Origin of the sequence: Brevundimonas bullata, from assembly GCF_014207965.1 — a bacterium.
GTDB classification, from domain to species: Bacteria; Pseudomonadota; Alphaproteobacteria; order Caulobacterales; family Caulobacteraceae; genus Brevundimonas; species Brevundimonas bullata_A.
On record NZ_JACHLM010000005.1, the window covers coordinates 1 to 18944 of the forward strand.

The following is an 18944-nucleotide window of genomic DNA, read 5'->3' on the forward strand; positions in this document are numbered from 1 at the left end:
ATGGAGCAGCCCGGTAGCTCGTCAGGCTCATAACCTGAAGGTCGCAGGTTCAAATCCTGCTCCCGCACCCAAGCATTCAAGAAAACCCCGCAGCTCCAGGCTGCGGGGTTTTCTGCTTTCCGAAGCGAGATCGACCCTCGCCACTGGCGACGGCGCCCTGGCTCGCCGGGCGCCGCAGCCGCACGCATCGATCGGCCGCCACGCTATCTGGCGGAAGCCTTGGCGGGGATAGTTCGCGCGGCGTCGCCCTCATGATGTCTGGCGCTGGGCTAAGCGATCTCGGAGCGTCCGCTGCTGGGGAGGTCGCAGCCTTAGGCGCAGATGCCAGAGTTGACTCCTCTCTGCAGTTGGCAAGGTCCGCAGCAGGTGCCAGGTCTTTTTGGCTTCAGCGTAGCCAGCATATATCGACGCGAAGGCCGCCAAGGACTGAGCGGGTCAGCTCCAGCTTGCCGCCGGCGTTTTCGGTGTAGTTGCGGGCGATACACAGGCCCAGGCCCTGACCAGCGACCTGTTCGTCCAACCGGACGCCACGGCGAGATGCGGCGTCGGCGCGCTCGATTGGGATGCCAGGGCCGTCGTCCTCGACGGTGATGACGAGGCGGGCGTCGTCCTGTTGGGCGCTGACGGCGACCCGGCGGCGGGCGAAACGGACGGCGTTCTCCATCAGCGGCCCGAGAAGATCGGTCAGGTCGTCGCGGTTCAGGGGTGCGGTCAGGGTTTCGGGAATGTCCACGGAGAAGGCTAGGGCTTCGCCCGCTTCCGTCTGTTCCAGCACCTGAACCAGTTGTTCGACCACATCGAGAACGGGCGCCGAGCCTCCGCGCGACTGGCCCGCCAGGCGACTGCGGGTCAGTTCGGCCTCGACCGTGGCGCGCATGGCGTCGATGGCGCGGTCCAGTCGGTCGGCGGCCTCTGCGGCGCCGGTTTCGCGCAGGCGGTGGCTCTGGGTCTTGAGAGCGGACAGGGGGGTCTTCAGGCCGTGGGCCAGATCGGAGGCTCGTCCCCGCGCCTGGGTCAGGTCCTGTTCGCGGGCGGCGACCAGATCATTGAGCGCCTCGGTCAGCGGACGCAGCTCGTTGATCCTGGCCGAAGGCAGGCGGTGGCTGGGGCTGGCGCGCAGGTCCGCCAGATCGCGACGGATGTCGGCCAAAGGGCGCAGGCCCAACTGCACCTGAATCCAGGCGGCGGCCAGCAGGACCAGCCAGAGACCGGCGAGGAAGATGGCCAGCTCCAGATTGAACTCGCCTTGAGCGGAGACGATCTCATCCTGATCCTGAGCGATCTGGATCAGAACCGGCGTCTGTTGCTCGCCGACGCGGATTTCACGCTCCAGAACGGCGACAGGTTCGCCGAAGGGGCCGTCGGCGCGGCGCAGTCTCCATGTGGACGACGGCGCATCATTGGGGCGGGGCAGGGCGGCGTCCCACAGCGAGCGCGAGCGCACGGTCTGGGCTTCGGTCGAGACCTGCCAGTAGAAACCGCCGGCGGGCGTATCAAAGCGCGGATCAGCGGGGGGCGTGGGCACGCTCAACCGTCCGGTCGGGTCCAGTTCGGCGGCGGCGGCGATGCGGGTGGCGTCGCGGGTCAGCTCCAGCGTCAGTCGCCGTTCCAGATGTCGCGCGAACAGCAGGCTCATAAACAGCCAAGCGACGATCAGGGCGACCAGGATCGCCGCTCCGCCGCCGAGCAGCAGCCGCCAGCGCAATGAGCGCAGCATCAATCGGCGCCCTGCAACAGATAGCCGAAGCCACGCCGGGTGCTGATGACTTCGCCGCCGAACTTGCGCCGCAGCCGGGCGACGATGGCCTCGATGGCGTTGGTGTCGGAGGTTTCCGCCACGCCGTAGAGGTGCTCGGCCAGCTCGCCGGCCGAAACCGCACGACCGGGCTGATGGCCCAGATAGTCGAGCAGGCGGAACTCTAGCGGCGACAGGCGGGCCGGGGCGCCGTCGAACGAGGCGCTCATCCGGGCCGTGTCGAGCCGCAATCGGCCGATGTCGATGACGCTGGAGGTGCGCCCGGCCTGACGCCGGACCAGACCGCGCAGGCGGGCGATCAACTCGCCCATCTCGAACGGCTTGGCCAGATAGTCATCGGCCCCGGCCTCTATGCCCTCGACCTTTTCGGTCCAGGCCCCGCGCGCGGAGACGATCAGAACGGGGAAGGCGCGGCCCGCGGCCCGCCAGCGGCGCAGGGTCGACAGGCCGTCCAGACGCGGCAGGCCCAGGTCCAGCACGGCGATGGCGTAGTCCTCGACGTCGCCGGCATACCAGGCGGCCTCGCCGTCAGACACGACATCGACGATGAAGCCCGCCGCCTCGATGGCGCGCTTCAGGTCGGCTTGAATATCGGGATCGTCCTCGACGACGAGACAGCGCATCAGTCGTCCTTGACCTCCAGCACGGCGCCGGTGCGGGCGTCGATCCGCAGTTTGCGGACCCGTCCGCCGGGCGTCAGCACCTTTACCTTGTAGCGCCAACCTTCACGGTGTCGATCCAGTTCGACCTCGATGACGTCGCCGGGCTCGGCGCGCTGGGCCACCGCCAGAATGCGAGTCAGAGGCAGGATCTCGCCGCGGCGCAGGGCCTCACGGGCGGCGACGTGATCGTCGTCCTCGGCCATGGCGGTCGTGGCGGGCGCCAGGGCCATCAGACCGGCGAGCAGGGCGAGGGGCGCATGGCGCCGGGAAAGGCCGTTGGGTTTCATGGCGACCACCCTGCCGCAGCCAAGCTGACAACAGGCTGACGGTTTGCCCCGCCCGGCTGTCAGGAAGGCGGGCCTAAGGCTGTGGCTCTGACGTTGAGAGGGGCCGCCATGCGATCGAACATCCAGACCCAAGCCTTGCTGATGAGCGGCGTCGCCGCAGCGGTCTTGCTGTTCGGCGCGGCCTCGGCTTCGGGGCAGACGGCGCCTGATGGAGCGACCGGCGTCACGGCCTATCCCGCCAGCGTCTTTGCCACTTCGGCCCCGGCCAGTGCGCGCGAGATGCTGGACCGGACGCCGGGCTTTTCCCTGGTCGAGCCGGACGCTGATGTGCGCGGCTATTCCGGGGCCCAGGGCAATGTGCTGATCGACGGGGTGCGGCCCGCCAGCAAGCGCGAGGACGTGTCGGACCTGTTGCGTCGTATCTCGGCGGGAACGGTCGAGCGGATTGAACTAATCCGCGGCGGGGCGGGCGGCGTCGATATGGCGGGTTATGCTGTCCTGGCCAATGTGGTGCGCAAACACGTCGTCGACGCCGAGGGCCTGGTCGAGGTCGGCGCCCTGTCCTCGACCGACGGCTGGGTCTCGCCCAGCGGACAGGCGCAGTATGCGCGGCGCTGGGGCGCGCGGTCGCTGGAGCTGTCGGCCAAGCTGGAGCCCGACTTCGACGACGACAGCGGCGACGGCCCCGTCTGGACCGAGACGCCGGATGGAACCGTGGTCGAGCGTTTCAATGAAGACACGCGCAAGGTCCAGCACGCCGCCGAGGTCGCCGCCAACTGGGCGCAGCCTCTGGCGGGCGGCCGCTTCAACGCCACCGCCGCCGTGCGCGGCGATCAGGCGCGAGCCGATACGGTGATCCAGTCGCTGGACGACGCCGACGACCGCGAAGACGTGGCGGCGCGCGAGGACTTCGTCGAGGGCGAACTGGGCGCGCGCTATCAACGGGCGTTCGGTGCGACCACGACGCTGGAGGCCCTGGCCAGCCAGCGCCTGGGCCGCCTGACCGCCGACGAGACGTCGCAGCAGGGCCACGACAGCGAGAGTTTCAATGAGGCCACGCGGACCGGCGAGAGCATCGCGCGGATCGACCTGACGCATCGCCGCTCGGACAAGCTGTCGCTGTCGGCCGGGCTGGAGGGGGCGTTCAACTTCCTCGAAAGCGAGGCGCGGCTGCAAGAGAACGGCGCGCCGGTCTTCCTGCCCGGCTCGGATGTGCGGATTGAGGAGCGGCGGATCGAGGGTTCGCTCGGCGCGACCTGGACCCCGATCGAGGCGGTCATCGTCGAGGCGGGGCTGCGGATCGAAGGCTCGACCATCACCCAGACCGGCGACAGCCCGCTGGAACGCGACTTCACCTACGCCAAGCCGCGCCTGGCCCTGACCTGGGACATGGATGAGCAGAACCAACTGCGGCTGGCTGTGTCGCGCGAGGTGGGGCAGCTGGATTTCGGTGAGTTCGTCGCCTCGGCCTCGCTGTCCACCGGCGTCGTCGCGGTCGGCAATGCGGCGCTGGAGCCCGACAAGAGCTGGCGCTTTTCGGCGGCTTGGGAGCGCAGCTTCTGGGATGACGCCTCCCTGACCCTGACCTGGACCCATGACGAGATCAGCGACGTGGTCGACCGGGTGCTGATCGTCACCGACGACGACGTGTTCGATGCGCCGGGCAATATCGGCGACGGCCGGCGCGACACCTTGGCGGTCGATCTGAACACGCCGTTGGACCGACTGGGGATCAAGGGCGGGCAGCTTCGCGCGACGATGTTGTGGCGCACCAGCCGCGTGACCGATCCGGTCACCGGCGAGGAGCGCGGCATCTCGGAAGAGAAGCCAGTCGAGGGCGAGGTGGCCTTTACTCAGGCCCTGTCGCATTGGCGCATGAACTGGGGCCTGACGGTCGAGCACATCTCGGAGCGCAAGACGCGCTATCGCTTTGACGACGTGCGCCGTCGCTCCGAAAGTCTGGGCTGGACCGTCTTCGCCGAGCGGCGTCTGGGCGACCGCTGGCGGCTGCGGGCCGAGGCGACCGACCTGTTCGGCCGCGACTTCCACGAGACACGCGACAAGTACGACGGCCCGCGCTCGACCGGTGCACTGGAAGAGATCGAGCGACGCGAACGCCGCTCGCCGGGCTACGTCAGCCTGACTTTGCGTCGTAGTATGGGCGGCTAGGCCAGCCATCGGGGGCGTCGAAGCCGTAGTAGCCGCCCCCGGCCTTGAACCGCTCCAGACGACGAAGTTCTTCAGGATCAGCCTTCTGGTCCCAGGTCTTTACGCCGTTGGTCAGATCAGCCGGCGTCAGCACCAGTTCGTCCCAGACGGCCTCGCCCTGAACGTCGTGCAGGGTATAGGTCAGGGTCGGCGTCGGGCCGGTCAGGTCGAAGCGCATCAGGCCGACGTTGACGCTGCGGGTCCAGGTGTCGCGGATGCGGACCTCGGGCGCCTGACGCGTATTCTTGTTGGCCGGCATCTGGGCCAGGGGCGACGAACACATGTCATAGATGTCGTAGCCGCCGACCTCGGAGCGGGGGATGCAGTTCAGCTCGCCCATGTGACTGTCGCCCGAGATGCAGACCACGCCGCCGATATGCTCATCGCGGATGAAGTCGAAGATCTCGTTGCGTTCGGTCAGATAGACGCCCCAGCTGTCGCCGCCCTTTTCGTTTTCGGCGGACGAGAAGCCGCCGCCGGAGACCAGCACTTTGAACGGGGCGCGCGAGGCTTTCAGTTCGCGCTTCAGCCAGGCCTTCTGGCGGGCGCCGAGGACGGTCTTGGCCGCGTCGTCGGTCTGGGCGGTCGGGTCGCGGTGGTAGCGGCCGTCGAGGAAGAAGAAGTCCACCCCGCCGTAGGCCTGCTTGAAATAGACGCCGGGATTGTCGGCCTCGCCATAGGCGGGATTGGCCCAGACCTTCTTGAATACGTTCAGCGAGGCGGCCTTGAACGGGCTGCGGCCGTCGGAGTCGTTGTAGCCGAAGTCGTGGTCGTCCCAGATCGCCAGCTGCGGCGTCGAGCGCAGCAGGGGCAGCAGCCGCTCGACCACCCGGCCGCGGCCATAGAGGTCCATCAGGGCAGCGGGCTGATCGCTGTCGCCATAGATGTTGTCGCCCAGCCAGAAGAAGAGGTCGGGGTCCAGGCCGCGCACGGCGTTCCAGATCGGTTGGTCGGCGTCGTACTGGATACGGCAGCACGAGCCGAAGGCGACGCGGAAGGCGGCGGGGCCGTCGGGCGCCGTGCGGGTGCGGTTCGGCGCGAACTGGAAGCGGTCCTGCTGGCCGTCGTACTTCAGCCGGTACCAATAGTCGGTGTCGGGCTTCAGCCCCTCGACGCGGAAGGTCAGGCAGCAGTCGTCCTCGGCGCGCGCAGTCAGGGTCGGGCCTTGCAGCACCTGACGGAAGTCACGGTCGGTCGCGTATTCCAGCGTCACCGGAAAGGCGCCGGAGGCCCGCACCCAGACGGTGAAATGGCCCGGTCCCGGTGCGCCGACCATCGGGCCTTGCAGCGCACGGGGATAGCCGAGGGCCTCGGCCAGAGCGCGTGGGGCCGAGCCAAGCAGGGCGGCCATGGCCACGCCGCCCAGGAAGCCGCGACGACCGGCGGTCAGGATACGGGTCATGGCTTACTCCTCGAGGGCGGCGTTCAGGCGTTCGATCAGGGCGTCATGGACGCCTCCGTTGGAGACGCAGACGTGGCCGGCATGCAGGTCCAGCGGCCCGCCGTCGACGCCGGTGGCGCGACCGCCTGCCTCCTCGACCAGGATGATACCCGGCCCCATGTCCCATGCGTTGAGGCAGCGTTCCCAGTAGGCGTCCCAGCGCCCGGCGGCGACCCAGGCCATGTCCACCGCGCAGGCGCCGGTGCGGCGGATGCCCGCCACGTCGGCGGACAGCAGGGCCATCTCGCGTGCGAACACTGGATGGTCCGGTTTGCCTGAAAAGGGGATGCCGCAGGCCAGGACGGATTCGACCAGGGCGGTGCGGTTCGACACCCGCATCCGCTCGCCGTTCAGCCAGCAGCCCTTGCCGGTTTCGGCGACGTACAACTCATTCAGGACGGGGATGTAGGTGACGCCCGCCACCACCTTGCCCTCACGCGCCAGGGCGACGTTGACGCCCCACAGGGGGCTGCCGAACAGGAAGTTGGTAGTGCCGTCCAGGGGGTCGACGATCCACTGCTGGCTCTGGTCGTCGCCGCCGCCGATGCCGCCTTCTTCGCCCAGGAAGGCGTAGGAGGGCCGGGAGCGGGCCAGGACGCCGCGCGCCGTGGCCTCGGCTTCTTCGTCGGCGATGGAGACCATGTCGGCCGGGCCGGTCTTGGAGCGGACGGTCAGATGGGCCAACTGGGCGAAGTGGCGCTCCAGCCCGGCGCCGGCGGTCTTGGCGGCCTCGATCATGGCCTTGAGGTCTTCGGAGGGATCAATCATGGCGCGAACTCAGTCTCTCAGGCGGGTGCGCCACAGGCTGGCCGCCAGCAGCATGGAAATGACGGAAGAGCCGATCCAGAACCAGATGACCGGACCGAAATCATAGGTGCGGACCCCGTCCACCACGGTCATGCCACGCTCGATCATGAAGCCGGAAATCTGTTCCTGCAGCGCGGCGCCGATGTAGCTGAAGATGCCGATGACCCCCATTGCCGCCCCGGCCACGCGCTTGGGCGCGATGTCCACGGCGAACAGGCCGCCCAGCGACGTGACCAGACCCGTCAGACCCATGCCGAACAGCAGCATGGAGAAGACCATGACCGGCATGGTGTTGGGGCCCCAGAAGAACAGGGCCAGGCCGGCGATCTCCATCAGCGCGAAGATAAGGTTCACCGGCGGGCGGCGGGCGGCGAAATACTTGTCGGAGATGAAGCCGAAGCCGATGGCCCCGGCGATGCCCGCCAGGGTGCTGATCATCAGCAGGGTCCCGGCGGCGGGCAGGGAGAAACCGCGCGCCTCTTGCAGATAAAGCACGCCCCAGGAGTTGATGGCGTAGCGGGTGACATAGGTGGTGGCCGAAGCCAGGCACAGAATCCAGATGGCGGGCAGTTTCAGGATCGACAGCTGCAATCCCAGGACGGATTTGATGCCGGGCTTGGGCGCTTCGTTGTAGTTGTCCTTCTTCCAGTCGTTGACGGCGGGCAGGCCCATGGTGCGCGGCCGATCCTGGATCAGCAGGTAGCAGCCGACGGCCGTCGCCGCGCCCAGCACGCCCGGACCCCAGAAGCCCCAGCGCCAGCCGGCGGCCGCCACCAGCGAACCGACGACCAGGAAGGTCAGGCCCTCGCCGATAGAGTGGGCCGTGCTCCAGACGCCGTAGGCTCGGCCGCGTTCCTGATTGGAGAACCAACTGGTCATGGCGACCACGCCGCCCGGCGCGCCGAAGCTCTGGAACCAGCCGTTCAGCCCCCACAGCAGCGCCGCCGCCCAGACGGTGGTGGTGAAGCCCATCAGCAGGTTGCAGATCGCCGTGGCCAGGAAGGCGAAGGCCAGGAACCGCTTCATATTGGCGTGGTCGGCCAGGAAGCCGTTGGTCAGCTTGCCGATCGCATAGGTGTAAAACAGCGCCGATCCGATCAGGCCCAGTTCGGTCGGGGTGAAGACCCCGGCGTCGATCAACGGCTTCTTCACCATCCCAAGCGCCAACCGGCAGGTGTAGATCAGGCCGTAGCCCAGGGTGATGGCCAGCATCACGCGGAAGCGATGGCGATGGAACAGGGTGGAGACCGTGGCGGCGTCGCCGATCTCGGGCTTGTCCGCCCCGGTCGCAAAGAAGCGCAGCAGTCCTCGGGCCATTTGGCCGCCTCCCATGATGAGCGGACCAGCGTCAATGCGACGGTCTCGTTGAAAGCCAGACTAGGGGAGGGTGATGCGTATTGGAAGAATAATTCTATAATCCACTTCGATGAAATTTCGTGGTCGGTGTCGCGCGCCAGGCGCAGAAACGCCCCGACGGCGCTGGGCCGTCGGGGCGTTGTAATGCTGGGCGTGCGCCTCAGCGCATGGTCGGGATGACGAAGCTCTGATCCGTCACCGTGCCGCCGACCGATTGGGGCCAGCGCTGGGTCACGGTCTTGGTGCGGGTGTAGAAGCGCACGCCGTCGAGGCCATACTGGTTCAGGTCGCCAAAGCCCGAGCGTTTCCAGCCGCCGAAGCTGTGATAGGCGACCGGCACCGGGATCGGCACATTGATGCCGACCATGCCGACCTCGACCTGATCCGCGAACTCGCGCGCGGCGTCGCCGTTGCGGGTGAAGATGGAGACGCCGTTGCCGTACTGGTGATTGCTGGGGAGGGCCAGCGCCTCCTCGAAACTGGCGGCGCGGACGATCTGCAAGACGGGGCCGAAGATCTCCTCCTGATAGGTCTTCATGTCGGCCGTGACGCGGTCAAACAGGGTGGGGGCCAGGAAGAAGCCGGCCTCGTGGCCTTGCAGGGCGAAGCCGCGACCATCGACCACCAGTTCGGCGCCTTCGTCGGCGCCCATCTGGATATAGGATTCGATCCTGGCCTTGTGCGCCGCCGAGACGACCGGGCCGTAGTGGGCCTCGGCATCGGTCGAGACGCCGACGCGCAGACCCGCGATGGCGGGCAGCAGCTTGGCGCGCAGGCGTTCCGCCGTCTCCTCGCCCACCGGCACGACGACGGGCAGGGCCATGCAGCGTTCGCCGGCCGAGCCGTAGGCGGCGCCGATCAGGTCGGCCACCGTCTGATCCAGATCGGCGTCAGGCAGGACGACGCCGTGGTTCTTGGCCCCGCCCATGGCCTGGACTCGCTTGCCGTGTGCGGCGCCCAGGGCGAAGACCGACTGGGCGATGTCGGACGAGCCGACGAAGCTGACGGCCTTGATGGTCGGGTGCTTCAGGATGGCCTCGACCACATCCTTGTCGCCTTGGACCACGTTCAGGATGCCGGCGGGGGCGCCCGCCTCCATCATCAGTTCGGCCAGACGGACCGGCACCGACGGATCGCGTTCCGAGGGCTTGAGGATGAAGGCGTTGCCGCAGGCTATGGCCGGGCCGAACATCCACATCGGGATCATGGCGGGGAAGTTGAACGGGGTGATCCCGGCGACCACGCCCAGGGCCTGACGCGCCGAGAAGACGTCGATGCCCGGCCCGGCGCCTTGCGTGTATTCGCCCTTCAGCAGGTGGGGGATGCCGCATGAAAACTCGATCACCTCCAGTCCGCGCTGGATGTCGCCCTTGGAGTCGGCGATGACCTTGCCATGCTCGGATGACAGCAGGTGAGCCAGTTCGTCCATGTGCAGTTCGAGCAGGCGTTTGAACTCGAACATCACCCGCGCGCGGCGCTGCGGATTGACCTTGGCCCAGTCCTTCTGGGCGGCGGCGGCGTTCTCGACGGCGCGGTCCAGTTCGGACAGGGTGGCCAGCTGGACGCGGGCCTGAACCTGGCCGGTATTGGGATCGAAGACGTCGCCGAAGCGGCCGGAAGCGCCGACGACCGTCTGGCCGCCGATGAAATGTTCGATAGGGCGCATGGTTCTAGTCCTTGGGAGGGGGCGGTGCGGCCGCCTTGGCAATCCAGTCGTGAGCCGGGTCGTTGCGGAAGATCCAGTGGCGTTTCGGACCCGCCATGACGTTCAGATAATAGAGGTCATAGCCGTGCGGCGCGCCGACCGGGTGATAGCCTCGCGGCACCATGACCACGTCGCCGTCCTCGACCGAGACGGTCTCGTCCAGGCTGCGGTCGTCGGTATAGACGCGCTGGATGGCGAAGCCCTGGGGCGGGTTGAGCCGGTGGTAGTAGGTCTCCTCCAGCGCCGTTTCCTCGAAGGGAGAAGCCGTGTCGTGCTTGTGCGGTGGATAACTGGACCAGTGGCCGCCGGGGGTAATGACCTCGACCACCAGCAGGCCCTCGGCGGGCTGGGTCTCAGGCAGGATGTTGCGGACATGGCGGGTGTTGGTCCCGGCGCCGCGAACCTCGCGCGGCATGTCTGTCTCAGCGATCAGGCGGGGAGCGCCAAGGCCGATGCCGGGCGCGGTGCAGACGGCCAGTTCGACCGGGCCGCGCGCGGTGACGGCGTAGGCCGTTCCGGCGGGGACATAGACGGCGCCCGGCGCGCGATCCTCGAACGGCGTGGCGCGACCGCCGACGGCGTCGAAGGCGGCGTCGCCCGCTGTGATGTCGGCGGTTCCGGCGACGACGACCAGACAGGCTTCCCGCCCGGCCTCGCCGCCCGAATGCGTCTGGCCGTCGCTCAGGCGCACGACCTTGAAGCCGACATGGTCCCAGCCCGCGCTTTGCGGCGTGACCTCCAGCACCGAGCCGTCGGCGGCGGGGGCGTGGGGCCGGACGCGCAAGCCCGACATCAGACCAGCTCCGCCTCGGCGGCGCGGGCCTTCAGCGTCTTCAGTCCCAGGTCGGCATAGGTGCGGGGTTCGGCCACCGACGGGTCCTGTTCGGCCTCGATGACGATCCAGCCGGAATAGTCCATGCGCTTCAGCGCCTGCATGATCTCGGCGTAGTCGATGCCGCCGTCGCCGGGGACGGTGAACATCCCGGCCAGCACGCCGTCGAGGAAGCTGGAGCCGCGCGACTTCTGCTTGGTGAAGGTCTCCCACCGCACGTCCTTGCAGTGGACGTGGGCGACGCGGCCGGGGTGGTCGCAGATGATAGCCAGAGAGTTGACCCCGCCCAGAGCGGCGTGGCCGGTGTCGAGCGTCAGCCCAACCGAGGGGCCGGTCGCGGCGATGAAGGCGTTCACGTCGCCGGCGGTTTCGACCACGGTGCCGAGGTGGTGGTGATAGGCGAACTTCAGCCCTTCCGACTTCACATAGTCGGCCACGTCGGTCATGCGGGCGCCGAAGGTCTTCCAGTCGCGGGCGGCCAGACGCGGGGCGCCGGTCAGGGGCACGGCGCGGTCGCCATGGACGGCGTTCGAGGTCTCGGCGAAGACGAAGACCGACGAGCCCATGGCCTTGAGCAGGTGCAGATGGTCCTGCAGGGCGTCGATCTCGGCATCGGCGTTCTGAACCAGCAGGGAGCCGGAATACCAGCCGCCGATCAGGTCCAGACCATAGCTATCCAGCAGAGGCTTCAGCGTCGCCGCATCTCGCGGGAACTTGCCGCCCAGCTCGACGCCCTCGAAACCGACGTCTCGGATATCGGCCAGGATGCTGTCCAGCGGCGTGTCGCCGCCCAGTTCGGGCATGTCGTCATTGGCCCAGGCGATCGGGCTGACGCCCCAGCGTATCGTCATGACAGGTCTCTCTTCATACGGACGCCGGCGTCGTAATCGGCGCGCGCGGCGTTGACTTGCGGGCGGTCGGACACCTCGGGGACGGCGACGTCCCACCACCAGCCGCCGGCCTCGGTGGTCTTCAGCGGGTCGGTGTCGATGACCACGACATAGGAGCGGTCGGCGGCGCGGGCGCGCGCCATGGCGGCCTCGAACCCGGCCAGATCGGCTACATGCTCGGCCTCTGCGCCCAGACTGCGGGCGTGGGCGGCGAAGTCGATCTGGGGCAGGGTTTCGTGGGCGCTGTCGGCCAGAAGGTTATTGAAGCCGGGGCTGCCGGTGGCCTGCTGCAGGCGGTTGATGCACCCAAAGCCCCGGTTGTCGAGCAGGGTCACGATCAGTTTCTGGCCCATCATCACCGAGGTCGCGAGTTCGGAGTTCATCATCAGATAGCTGCCGTCGCCGACCATGACGATCACCTCGCGCTCCGGCTCGGCCATCTTGACCCCCAGCCCGCCCGCGATCTCGTAACCCATGCACGAGAAGCCGTATTCCAGGTGGTAGCCGCCTGGCCGGGTCGTGCGCCACAGCTTGTGCAACTCGCCGGGCAGGCCGCCGGCGGCGCAGACCATGATCGCGTCCTCGCCCATGGCGCGCTGCACGGCGCCGATGACTTGCGCATCAGAGGGCAGGGTCTGGCCGGGGGCGAACGTCGTGGCGGCTTCGACCGCGACGTTCCAGTCAGCCACTGCCGCCTGATGACGGTCGGCATTGGGCGCGCGCCAGCCGGCCAGGGCGTCGATCAGGGTCTCGACCACCACGCGGGCGTCGCCCACGACCGGTTCGGCGCCATGCTTGTGCGCGTCGAACGGCTGGAGGTTGATCTGGAACAGGCGGCGGTCAGGGAACAGGCTGCGCGAGCCGGTGGTGAAGTCGGCCAGGCGAGTGCCGACGCCGATGATGAGGTCCGATTCCGAGGCCGCCGCGTTGGCCGAACTCGATCCGGTCACGCCCACAGATCCCAGCGCGTTCGGGTGAGTCCAGGCGAGTGAACCCTTACCCGCCTGGGTTTCGGCAACGGGGAGGCCGACGGCCTCGGAAAGCTGCGCCAGCGCCGTTTCGGCGCGGCTGTAGAGGACGCCGCCGCCCGCCACGATCAACGGGCGCTTGGCCGCCTTGATGGCGACTATCAGCGCCTCGATCTCGCCCGCGTCGGCGGGTTGACGGCGTTCGCGCCAGACGCGGCGGTCAAAGAAGGCGGCGGGATAGTCGAAGGCCTCGGCCTGGACATCCTGGCAGAAGGCCACGGTGGCCGGGCCGCAGGCGGCGGGGTCCAGCAGGGTCGCCAGCGCCTTGGGCAGGGCGTCCATGATCTGTTCGGGCCGGGTGATCCGGTCGAAGTAACGCGACACCGGCCGGAAGCAGTCGTTGGCCGTGACCGTGCCGTCGCCGAAGGCTTCGACCTGTTGCAGCACCGGATCGGGGCGGCGGCTGGCGTAAACGTCGCCGGGCAGGAACAGCACCGGCAGCCGGTTCACATGGGCCAGGGCGGCGGCGGTGACCATGTTGGTCGCGCCGGGACCGATGGAGGTGGTGCAGATCATCGCCCGCTGGCGCCGCATCTGCTTGGCGTAGGCGACAGCGGCGTGGGCCATCCCCTGTTCGTTGTGGGCGCGCCAGGTCGGCAGGACGTCGCGATGCGCGTGCAGGGCCTCGCCCAGACCGGCGACGTTGCCGTGGCCGAAGATGGCCCAGCAGCCGGCGAAATAGGGGACTTCGGCGCCATCGACGACGACGTGTTGCGCGGCCAGCCAGCGAACGGCGGCCTGGGCGGCGGTCAGGCGAATCGTGGTCACGGTCAGACGGCTTCCTGCAAGGCGGCGGCGGGGCGGACGAGACGTTGACGCGCCGCGCGCCAGGCGTCGACCAGAACCGCAAACCGGCCCGACAGATCGGCGATGGCGGCCTCGTCGTCCATGCGGCCGGTCAGCCATTGCTCGGCGGCCTCGGCGAAGATGGTGCGGCCGACGGCGAAGCCCTTGATGATCGGGGCGGCGGCCGCCGCCTCGAACGAGGCGATCAGCGCGTCCTGCGGCGCCGACAGGCCCAGCAGCAGCACGCCCCGGCAGTGGGGATCATTGGCGCGGATGGTGGTCTCGACATGGACCCAGGCGGCGCGGTCGTCGGTCGGTTCCAGCTTCCACCAGTCGGGCTTCATGCCCAGGTCGTAGAGGCGCTGGATGGCGCGGGCGATGGTGTGGGAATCGACCGTCCCGATGCCCGAGGCGATGATCTCGACCAGCAGTTCGTGGCCGGTCTTGCGGCAGGCGTCTTGCAGCCGCAGCAACTGGCGCTCTTGCCGCTCGCGCATCTCGGCGGTGTCGTCGGGGTGATAGAAGGCCAGGCATTTGACCACATGGTTGTGCGGCCAGGTCGCCAGTTCCGTGGCTACGTCGGCCGAACTTTCAAACTCCAGCGGACGCGAGCCGGGCAGTTCGATGGGGCGGCCGATCCAGTAGGGATGGTCCGCCGCCGCCTCTAGCCCTCGTATCCCGAAGCGGCCGTCCAGCAGGACGCCGAAGCGCGGGTCGCCCTGCGCCAGCCGATCGACTGCCTTGAGCGCCAAGGCCTTGAAGGCCGGGATGCGGGCGGGATCGGCGCCGACCTTGCGGCACAGATCTTCGAACTGGCTGCGGTGGTCCATGGCCAGGACCGTCAGTTCGTCGGGAACAGCGGCGCGGGTGGTGACCCAGTGGATATGCTCCAGCTCGGCGTCCTCGCGCAGGCGGAACGGACGGTCCGCGCCGTTGAGGAACAGTTGCAGCTCTTCCCAAGTCGGCATGGCCGGGGCGCAGCCGTGGCGCGAAACGACGATGGCGCCGCAGGCGTTGCCGTATTCGCAGCAGGTCTCCAGCGGCGCGTCGCGCAGCCAGCCGCGCAGGAAGCCGGCCATGAAGGCGTCGCCGGCGCCCAGCACATTATAGACCTCGACGCGGAAGCCGCGCCCGACCACGCCGTCGTCCAGGCTGGCGGGAATGGCGGCGGGGAAGGCCGAGCAACCGTCGGGGCCGCGCTTGCACACCAGCAGGGCCGGGCTGCGCTCGCGGATGGCGCGTAGGGCGGTCAGGGTGTCGGTCGAACCGCCGAGGATGTGGATTTCTTCTTCCGTGCCGACGATCAGGTCGCACAGGGGCAGGACCTGTTGCAGGCGGGCGGTGACGGCGGCGTCGGCGACGAAGCGGTTCTCGCCCATGTCCTTGCCGGTCAGGCCCCACAGGACAGGCCGGTAGTCGATATCGAACACCACCCGGCCGCCCGCCGCCTTGACCAGTTCGCAGGCGCGGATCGAGGCATCGAATACGGCCGGCTGCGACAGGTGGGTGCCGTTGATCAGCACGGCGCCGGCCGACTGGATGAAGGCCGCGTCCACGTCGTCGCCATCCAGCGCCATGTCGGCGCAGTTCTCGCGGTAGAAGATCAGAGGGAAGGTGTCGGGATCGCGGATGCCGAGGAAGACCAGGGCCGTCAGCCGCGTCTTGTCCTCGATCACGCCGTCGACGGCGACGCCTTCGCGGGCCAGTTGTTCGCGGATGAAACGACCGAAATGATCGGCGCCGACGCGGGTCAGAAGGCCGGTGTTCAGGCCCAGTCGCGATCCGCCGACGGCCGTGTTGGTGGGGCTGCCGCCGATGTATTTGGCGAAGGAGGTCATGTCCTCCAGCCGCCCGCCGATCTGCTGGCCGTACAGGTCCACGCAGGACCGGCCCACTGTGATCAGATCAAGCCGAGGAGAGGCAACCGCCATTCGGGATCGTCTTTCGCCATGCAACACTCGCCCGCCCCGTGCGGTCGATATGTAACGTATATTCTAGCGATGGAACGTTCGCAACAGATGTTTCATTCTGTCGCGCGGTTTCGCGCCGGACGCAGGGCGGACGGGCGTTTCTCGGTCTGCGAGGCGGCGAAGGCGTAGGAAATGACCAGGGCCTGGGCCAGGCACATGGAGGCCGACAGCGAACGGAACTTGCGAATCTCGGCTTCGCGGACCTGCAGCACCAGGTCGGCGGGCTTGGCCACCGGGCTGACCAGACTGTCGCTGATCGACAGGACGGCGGCGCCGCGATCCACGGCGTCCTCGATCAGTTGCACCGCCTCTTCGGCATAGGGGTGGTAGCTGACGGCGATCAGCAGATCGCGGTCGGAAATCGCGTGGACCTGCTGGCGGGTCATTCCGCCGACGCTGTCGACGAACAGGGTCTTCTTGTCCACCTGATGCAAGGAGTAGGCGATGTAGGCGGCGACCGGGAAGGAGCGGCGGAAGCCCGCCACATAGACGGTGTCGGCCTTGTCGATCATGGCCACGGCGGCGGCCATATCCTTGGCCGAGACGATTTCCGACAGGTTCTGAAGGGCCAGGGTATTGCCCTCGATGAACTCGGCCAGGACCTGGGCCGGGTCGCCGACGGCGCTGCCGTCCACGGTTTCCGAGAACTGGCGGACCCGTTCGCTGTAGCCCAGGGCGGCCGCGCCCGACAGCAGGCCGTCGCGGAACAGCCGCTGCATCTGGGTAGCCCCGTCGTAGCCGAAGGTCTTGGCGAAGCGGACGATGGCCGAGGGCTGGACGCCGCTGCGGTCGGCCAGCACCGCCAATGTCTCCAGCGCCACGGCGTTGGGTTCGTCCAGCACATAACGGGCGATCTGCTGCAACCGCTTGCTCAGCGATTCGTAACGCTCAAGGATGGCGGCGCGCAGTTCTTCGGCCGTGGCGGGCGGCGTAGGGGTGTCGGTCATCGCAGTCCCGTCGAGGTTGTTCGGAGCCAACCTAGCGCCCGTCGCGACCGCCCTCAATGGAATGAAGTGTCGCTCCTTGAAAATTCTATTTCATAGATAGACAGAATGAACGTTCTATGGTGTTTCGAGGCTCGAACGGCGGGAGGGCGACATGGAACAGACATTCCAGAATGTGATCGACGTGGCCCTGATCGGGGCCGGGCGCATGGGCTCGATCCATGGGCCGAACGCCGCCCGCCATCCGGGGCTAAAGCTGAAATATGTCGTGGACCGTCACGGCGAGAATGCAAGCCGTCTGGCCGACGCTTTCGACGCCGAGGTCGCCGCCTTGGAGCAGGTGCTGGCCGACCCGTCGATTGGCGGGGTCCTGGTCTGCAGTTCGACCGATCAACATCTGGATCATGTCCTGGCCGCCGTGGCAGCGGGCAAGGCGGTCTTTTGCGAGAAGCCGCTGGATCTCGATTTGGAAAAGGTTCGCGCGGCGGGACCGGCGTTGAGAGACGCCCGGCTGATGCTGGCCTTCAACCGGCGCTTTGATCCGCATTTCGTAGCGCTGAAGGCGCGGGTGGACGCGGGCGCGGTCGGGCGGCTGGAGAGTCTGCACCTGACCAATCACGATCCCGCCGCCCCGCCGCCGGGCTTCATCCCGACCAGCGGCGGCCTGTTCAAGGACTTCACCATTCACGATCTCGATCTGGCGCGCTGGCTGCTGGACGAGCCGATCGTCGAGGTTTTCGCCACGGCGTCCTGTCTGGTCGATCCCGAGATCGGGCGTCAGGGCGATGTGGACACGGCCCGCACCCTGTTGAAGACGGCGTCGGGACGGCTGTGCGTCATCTCCAACACGCGCCGCAGCGGCTATGGCTATGATCAGCGGATCGAGGCCTTCGGCTCGGGCGGCATGGTCGCCGCCGGCAATCTGGCCGGCGACACGGTGCATGTGGCGACCGAAGCCGGGCTGACCGGCACGCCGATCCTGCCGGGGTTCCTGCAACGCTACGCGGGCGCCTATCGCGCCGAGATGGATCATTTCGCCGAGGTGGTTCACGGACGATGCGAACCGGCCGTGGGCTATGAGGCAGGGCTGCAGGCCCTGGCTCTGGCCGAAGCTTGCGACCTGTCCGTGCGGACGGGGCGTCCAGTCAGATTTTGAGGGAGTGGATTTCATGCACAAGGTCGCCCTGATCGGCGCCGGCCGTATCGGCCGCATTCACGGACGCAACGCCGCGCTGAACGGCCGGATCACCCTGGCCGGGGTGGTTGATCCCGTCGCGGTCGCCGCCGAGGCTCTGGCCGGAGAATGGTCTGTGCCGGTCCTGTCGCTGGACGGGGCCCTGAATGATCCCTCCATCGCCGGGGTCATCATCGCCAGTTCGACCGACACCCATCTGGACTACAGCGTCCGAGCCACCCGCGCGGGCAAGGCCATCTTCTGCGAGAAGCCGATCGACCAGGATCTGGAGCGGGCGCGCGGCGCCGCCGCCGACCTGAAGGATGCGCGGATGCTGCTGGCCTTCAACCGACGTTTTGATCCGAACTTCCAGGCGGTGAAGGCGCGGCTGGACGACGGCGGCATCGGGGTTCTGGAAAGCCTGCAGATCACCTCCAACGACCCGTCGCCGCCGCCGCCGTCCTACGTCGCCGTGTCCGGCGGCCTGTTCAAGGACATGGCCATCCATGACTTCGACATGGCGCGCTGGATTCTGGGCGAGGAGGTGGTCGAAGTCTTCGCCTTCGGCAGTTGTCTGGTTGACCCCGAGATCGGCAAGCTGGGCGACGTGGACACGGCGCGCACGGTGCTGAAGACGGCGTCGGGCCGGCTGTGCGTCATCTCCAACAGCCGTCGTTCCGGTTTCGGCTACGACCAGCGGATCGAGGCCTTCGCCTCGGGCGGCATGGTGCGGGCTGACAATGTGCTGGAGTCCACGGTCCAGGTCTGGAACGAGGCGGGCGCCTCAGCGGATCGGTTCCAGAACTTCTTCCTCGATCGCTACGCTGAGGCCTATCGCCGCGAGATGGAGCATTTCGCCGACATTCTGGACGGGGCGACGCCCTCGGTCGGATACGCCGACGGCGTCGCGGCCCTGGCCCTGGCCGAAGCGGCCGCACGGTCGGTTCAGACGGGCGAGGTGGTCAGGCTGGCGTGACGCCAGCCTGACTTCAGGTCCTGCCCGACGGCCGGTCCCTCTGAACGAAACGCCATCGTATGGTCAAAAAGAAGCGGCGGTCCCAGAAGGGACCGCCGCGAGTTGTCGCTCAGGAGATGCTA

At 67.9% G+C, this 18944-nt stretch carries 15 protein-coding genes; 3 read left to right on the top strand and 12 right to left on the bottom strand.

What is annotated here, in order from left to right; all coding sequences use genetic code 11:
• Positions 1 to 385 precede the first annotated feature (385 nt).
• Genes HNP51_RS13685 through HNP51_RS13695 form a run of 3 tightly spaced genes read right to left on the bottom strand, consistent with a single transcriptional unit; the run spans position 386 to position 2705 of the window.
• Positions 386 to 1717, bottom strand: a complete 1332-nt coding sequence (locus tag HNP51_RS13685; protein WP_184272332.1) for a sensor histidine kinase — start codon at positions 1715 to 1717, stop codon at positions 386 to 388.
• Entirely contained in the window at positions 1717 to 2382 is a 666-nt protein-coding gene (locus HNP51_RS13690) for a response regulator transcription factor (protein ID WP_184272408.1), read from the bottom strand. The genes HNP51_RS13685 and HNP51_RS13690 overlap by 1 nt, the downstream gene beginning before the upstream one ends.
• Positions 2379 to 2705, bottom strand: a complete 327-nt coding sequence (locus tag HNP51_RS13695; protein ID WP_184272329.1) for a PepSY domain-containing protein — start codon at positions 2703 to 2705, stop codon at positions 2379 to 2381. The genes HNP51_RS13690 and HNP51_RS13695 overlap by 4 nt, the downstream gene beginning before the upstream one ends.
• A 108-nt stretch (positions 2706 to 2813) precedes the next feature.
• Between HNP51_RS13695 and HNP51_RS13700 the strand changes: the two genes are divergently transcribed.
• Positions 2814 to 4874 carry a TonB-dependent siderophore receptor gene (locus HNP51_RS13700; RefSeq protein WP_184272326.1) on the top strand — a complete coding sequence of 687 codons (2061 nt, stop codon included), beginning with the start codon at positions 2814 to 2816 and terminating at the stop codon, positions 4872 to 4874.
• Here HNP51_RS13700 and HNP51_RS13705 read toward each other — a convergent pair.
• The 9 genes from HNP51_RS13705 to HNP51_RS13745 all read right to left on the bottom strand — a co-directional run bounded on the left by HNP51_RS13705 (position 4840) and on the right by HNP51_RS13745 (position 16675).
• Entirely contained in the window at positions 4840 to 6315 is a 1476-nt protein-coding gene (locus tag HNP51_RS13705) for an alkaline phosphatase (RefSeq protein WP_184272323.1), read from the bottom strand. The two genes, HNP51_RS13700 and HNP51_RS13705, sit on opposite strands and share 35 nt — an antisense overlap.
• 3 nt (positions 6316 to 6318) lie before the next feature.
• The gene (locus tag HNP51_RS13710; protein WP_184272320.1) at positions 6319 to 7122 is read right to left on the bottom strand and encodes an inositol monophosphatase family protein; all 804 of its coding nucleotides are present in this window, start codon (positions 7120 to 7122) and stop codon (positions 6319 to 6321) included.
• 9 nt (positions 7123 to 7131) lie between these two features.
• Complete coding sequence (locus HNP51_RS13715; protein ID WP_184272318.1) at positions 7132 to 8478, bottom strand: MFS transporter; 1347 nt, start codon at positions 8476 to 8478, stop codon at positions 7132 to 7134.
• A gap of 199 nt (positions 8479 to 8677) precedes the next feature.
• The gene (locus tag HNP51_RS13720; protein WP_184272316.1) at positions 8678 to 10183 is read right to left on the bottom strand and encodes a CoA-acylating methylmalonate-semialdehyde dehydrogenase; all 1506 of its coding nucleotides are present in this window, start codon (positions 10181 to 10183) and stop codon (positions 8678 to 8680) included.
• A gap of 4 nt (positions 10184 to 10187) precedes the next feature.
• On the bottom strand, positions 10188 to 11018 hold the full coding sequence (gene iolB / locus HNP51_RS13725) for a 5-deoxy-glucuronate isomerase (protein WP_184272406.1): 831 nt from the start codon (positions 11016 to 11018) through the stop codon (positions 10188 to 10190).
• Entirely contained in the window at positions 11015 to 11905 is an 891-nt protein-coding gene (gene iolE, locus HNP51_RS13730; protein WP_184272303.1) for a myo-inosose-2 dehydratase, read from the bottom strand. Before iolE ends, iolB begins: the two co-directional genes overlap by 4 nt.
• Positions 11902 to 13740: a 3D-(3,5/4)-trihydroxycyclohexane-1,2-dione acylhydrolase (decyclizing) gene (iolD, locus tag HNP51_RS13735; RefSeq protein WP_184272300.1), complete on the bottom strand. Its 1839-nt coding sequence runs from the start codon at positions 13738 to 13740 to the stop codon at positions 11902 to 11904. Before iolD ends, iolE begins: the two co-directional genes overlap by 4 nt.
• 2 nt (positions 13741 to 13742) lie before the next feature.
• Entirely contained in the window at positions 13743 to 15689 is a 1947-nt protein-coding gene (gene iolC / locus HNP51_RS13740; RefSeq protein ID WP_184272296.1) for a bifunctional 5-dehydro-2-deoxygluconokinase/5-dehydro-2-deoxyphosphogluconate aldolase, read from the bottom strand.
• Between the two features lie 92 nt (positions 15690 to 15781).
• Positions 15782 to 16675 (bottom strand): MurR/RpiR family transcriptional regulator, encoded by an 894-nt coding sequence (locus HNP51_RS13745; RefSeq protein WP_184272293.1) that lies wholly within the window; start codon positions 16673 to 16675, stop codon positions 15782 to 15784.
• A gap of 151 nt (positions 16676 to 16826) precedes the next feature.
• On the opposite strand from HNP51_RS13745, the gene iolG (HNP51_RS13750) reads away from it, so the two are divergent.
• Both iolG (HNP51_RS13750) and iolG (HNP51_RS13755) read left to right on the top strand, forming a co-directional pair.
• Positions 16827 to 17828, top strand: coding sequence for an inositol 2-dehydrogenase (iolG, locus tag HNP51_RS13750; protein WP_221415940.1), 1002 nt, complete (start codon positions 16827 to 16829; stop codon positions 17826 to 17828).
• A 13-nt stretch (positions 17829 to 17841) separates the two neighbouring features.
• Entirely contained in the window at positions 17842 to 18822 is a 981-nt protein-coding gene (gene iolG / locus HNP51_RS13755) for an inositol 2-dehydrogenase (RefSeq protein WP_184272290.1), read from the top strand.
• The last annotated feature ends 122 nt before the right edge of the window (positions 18823 to 18944 follow it).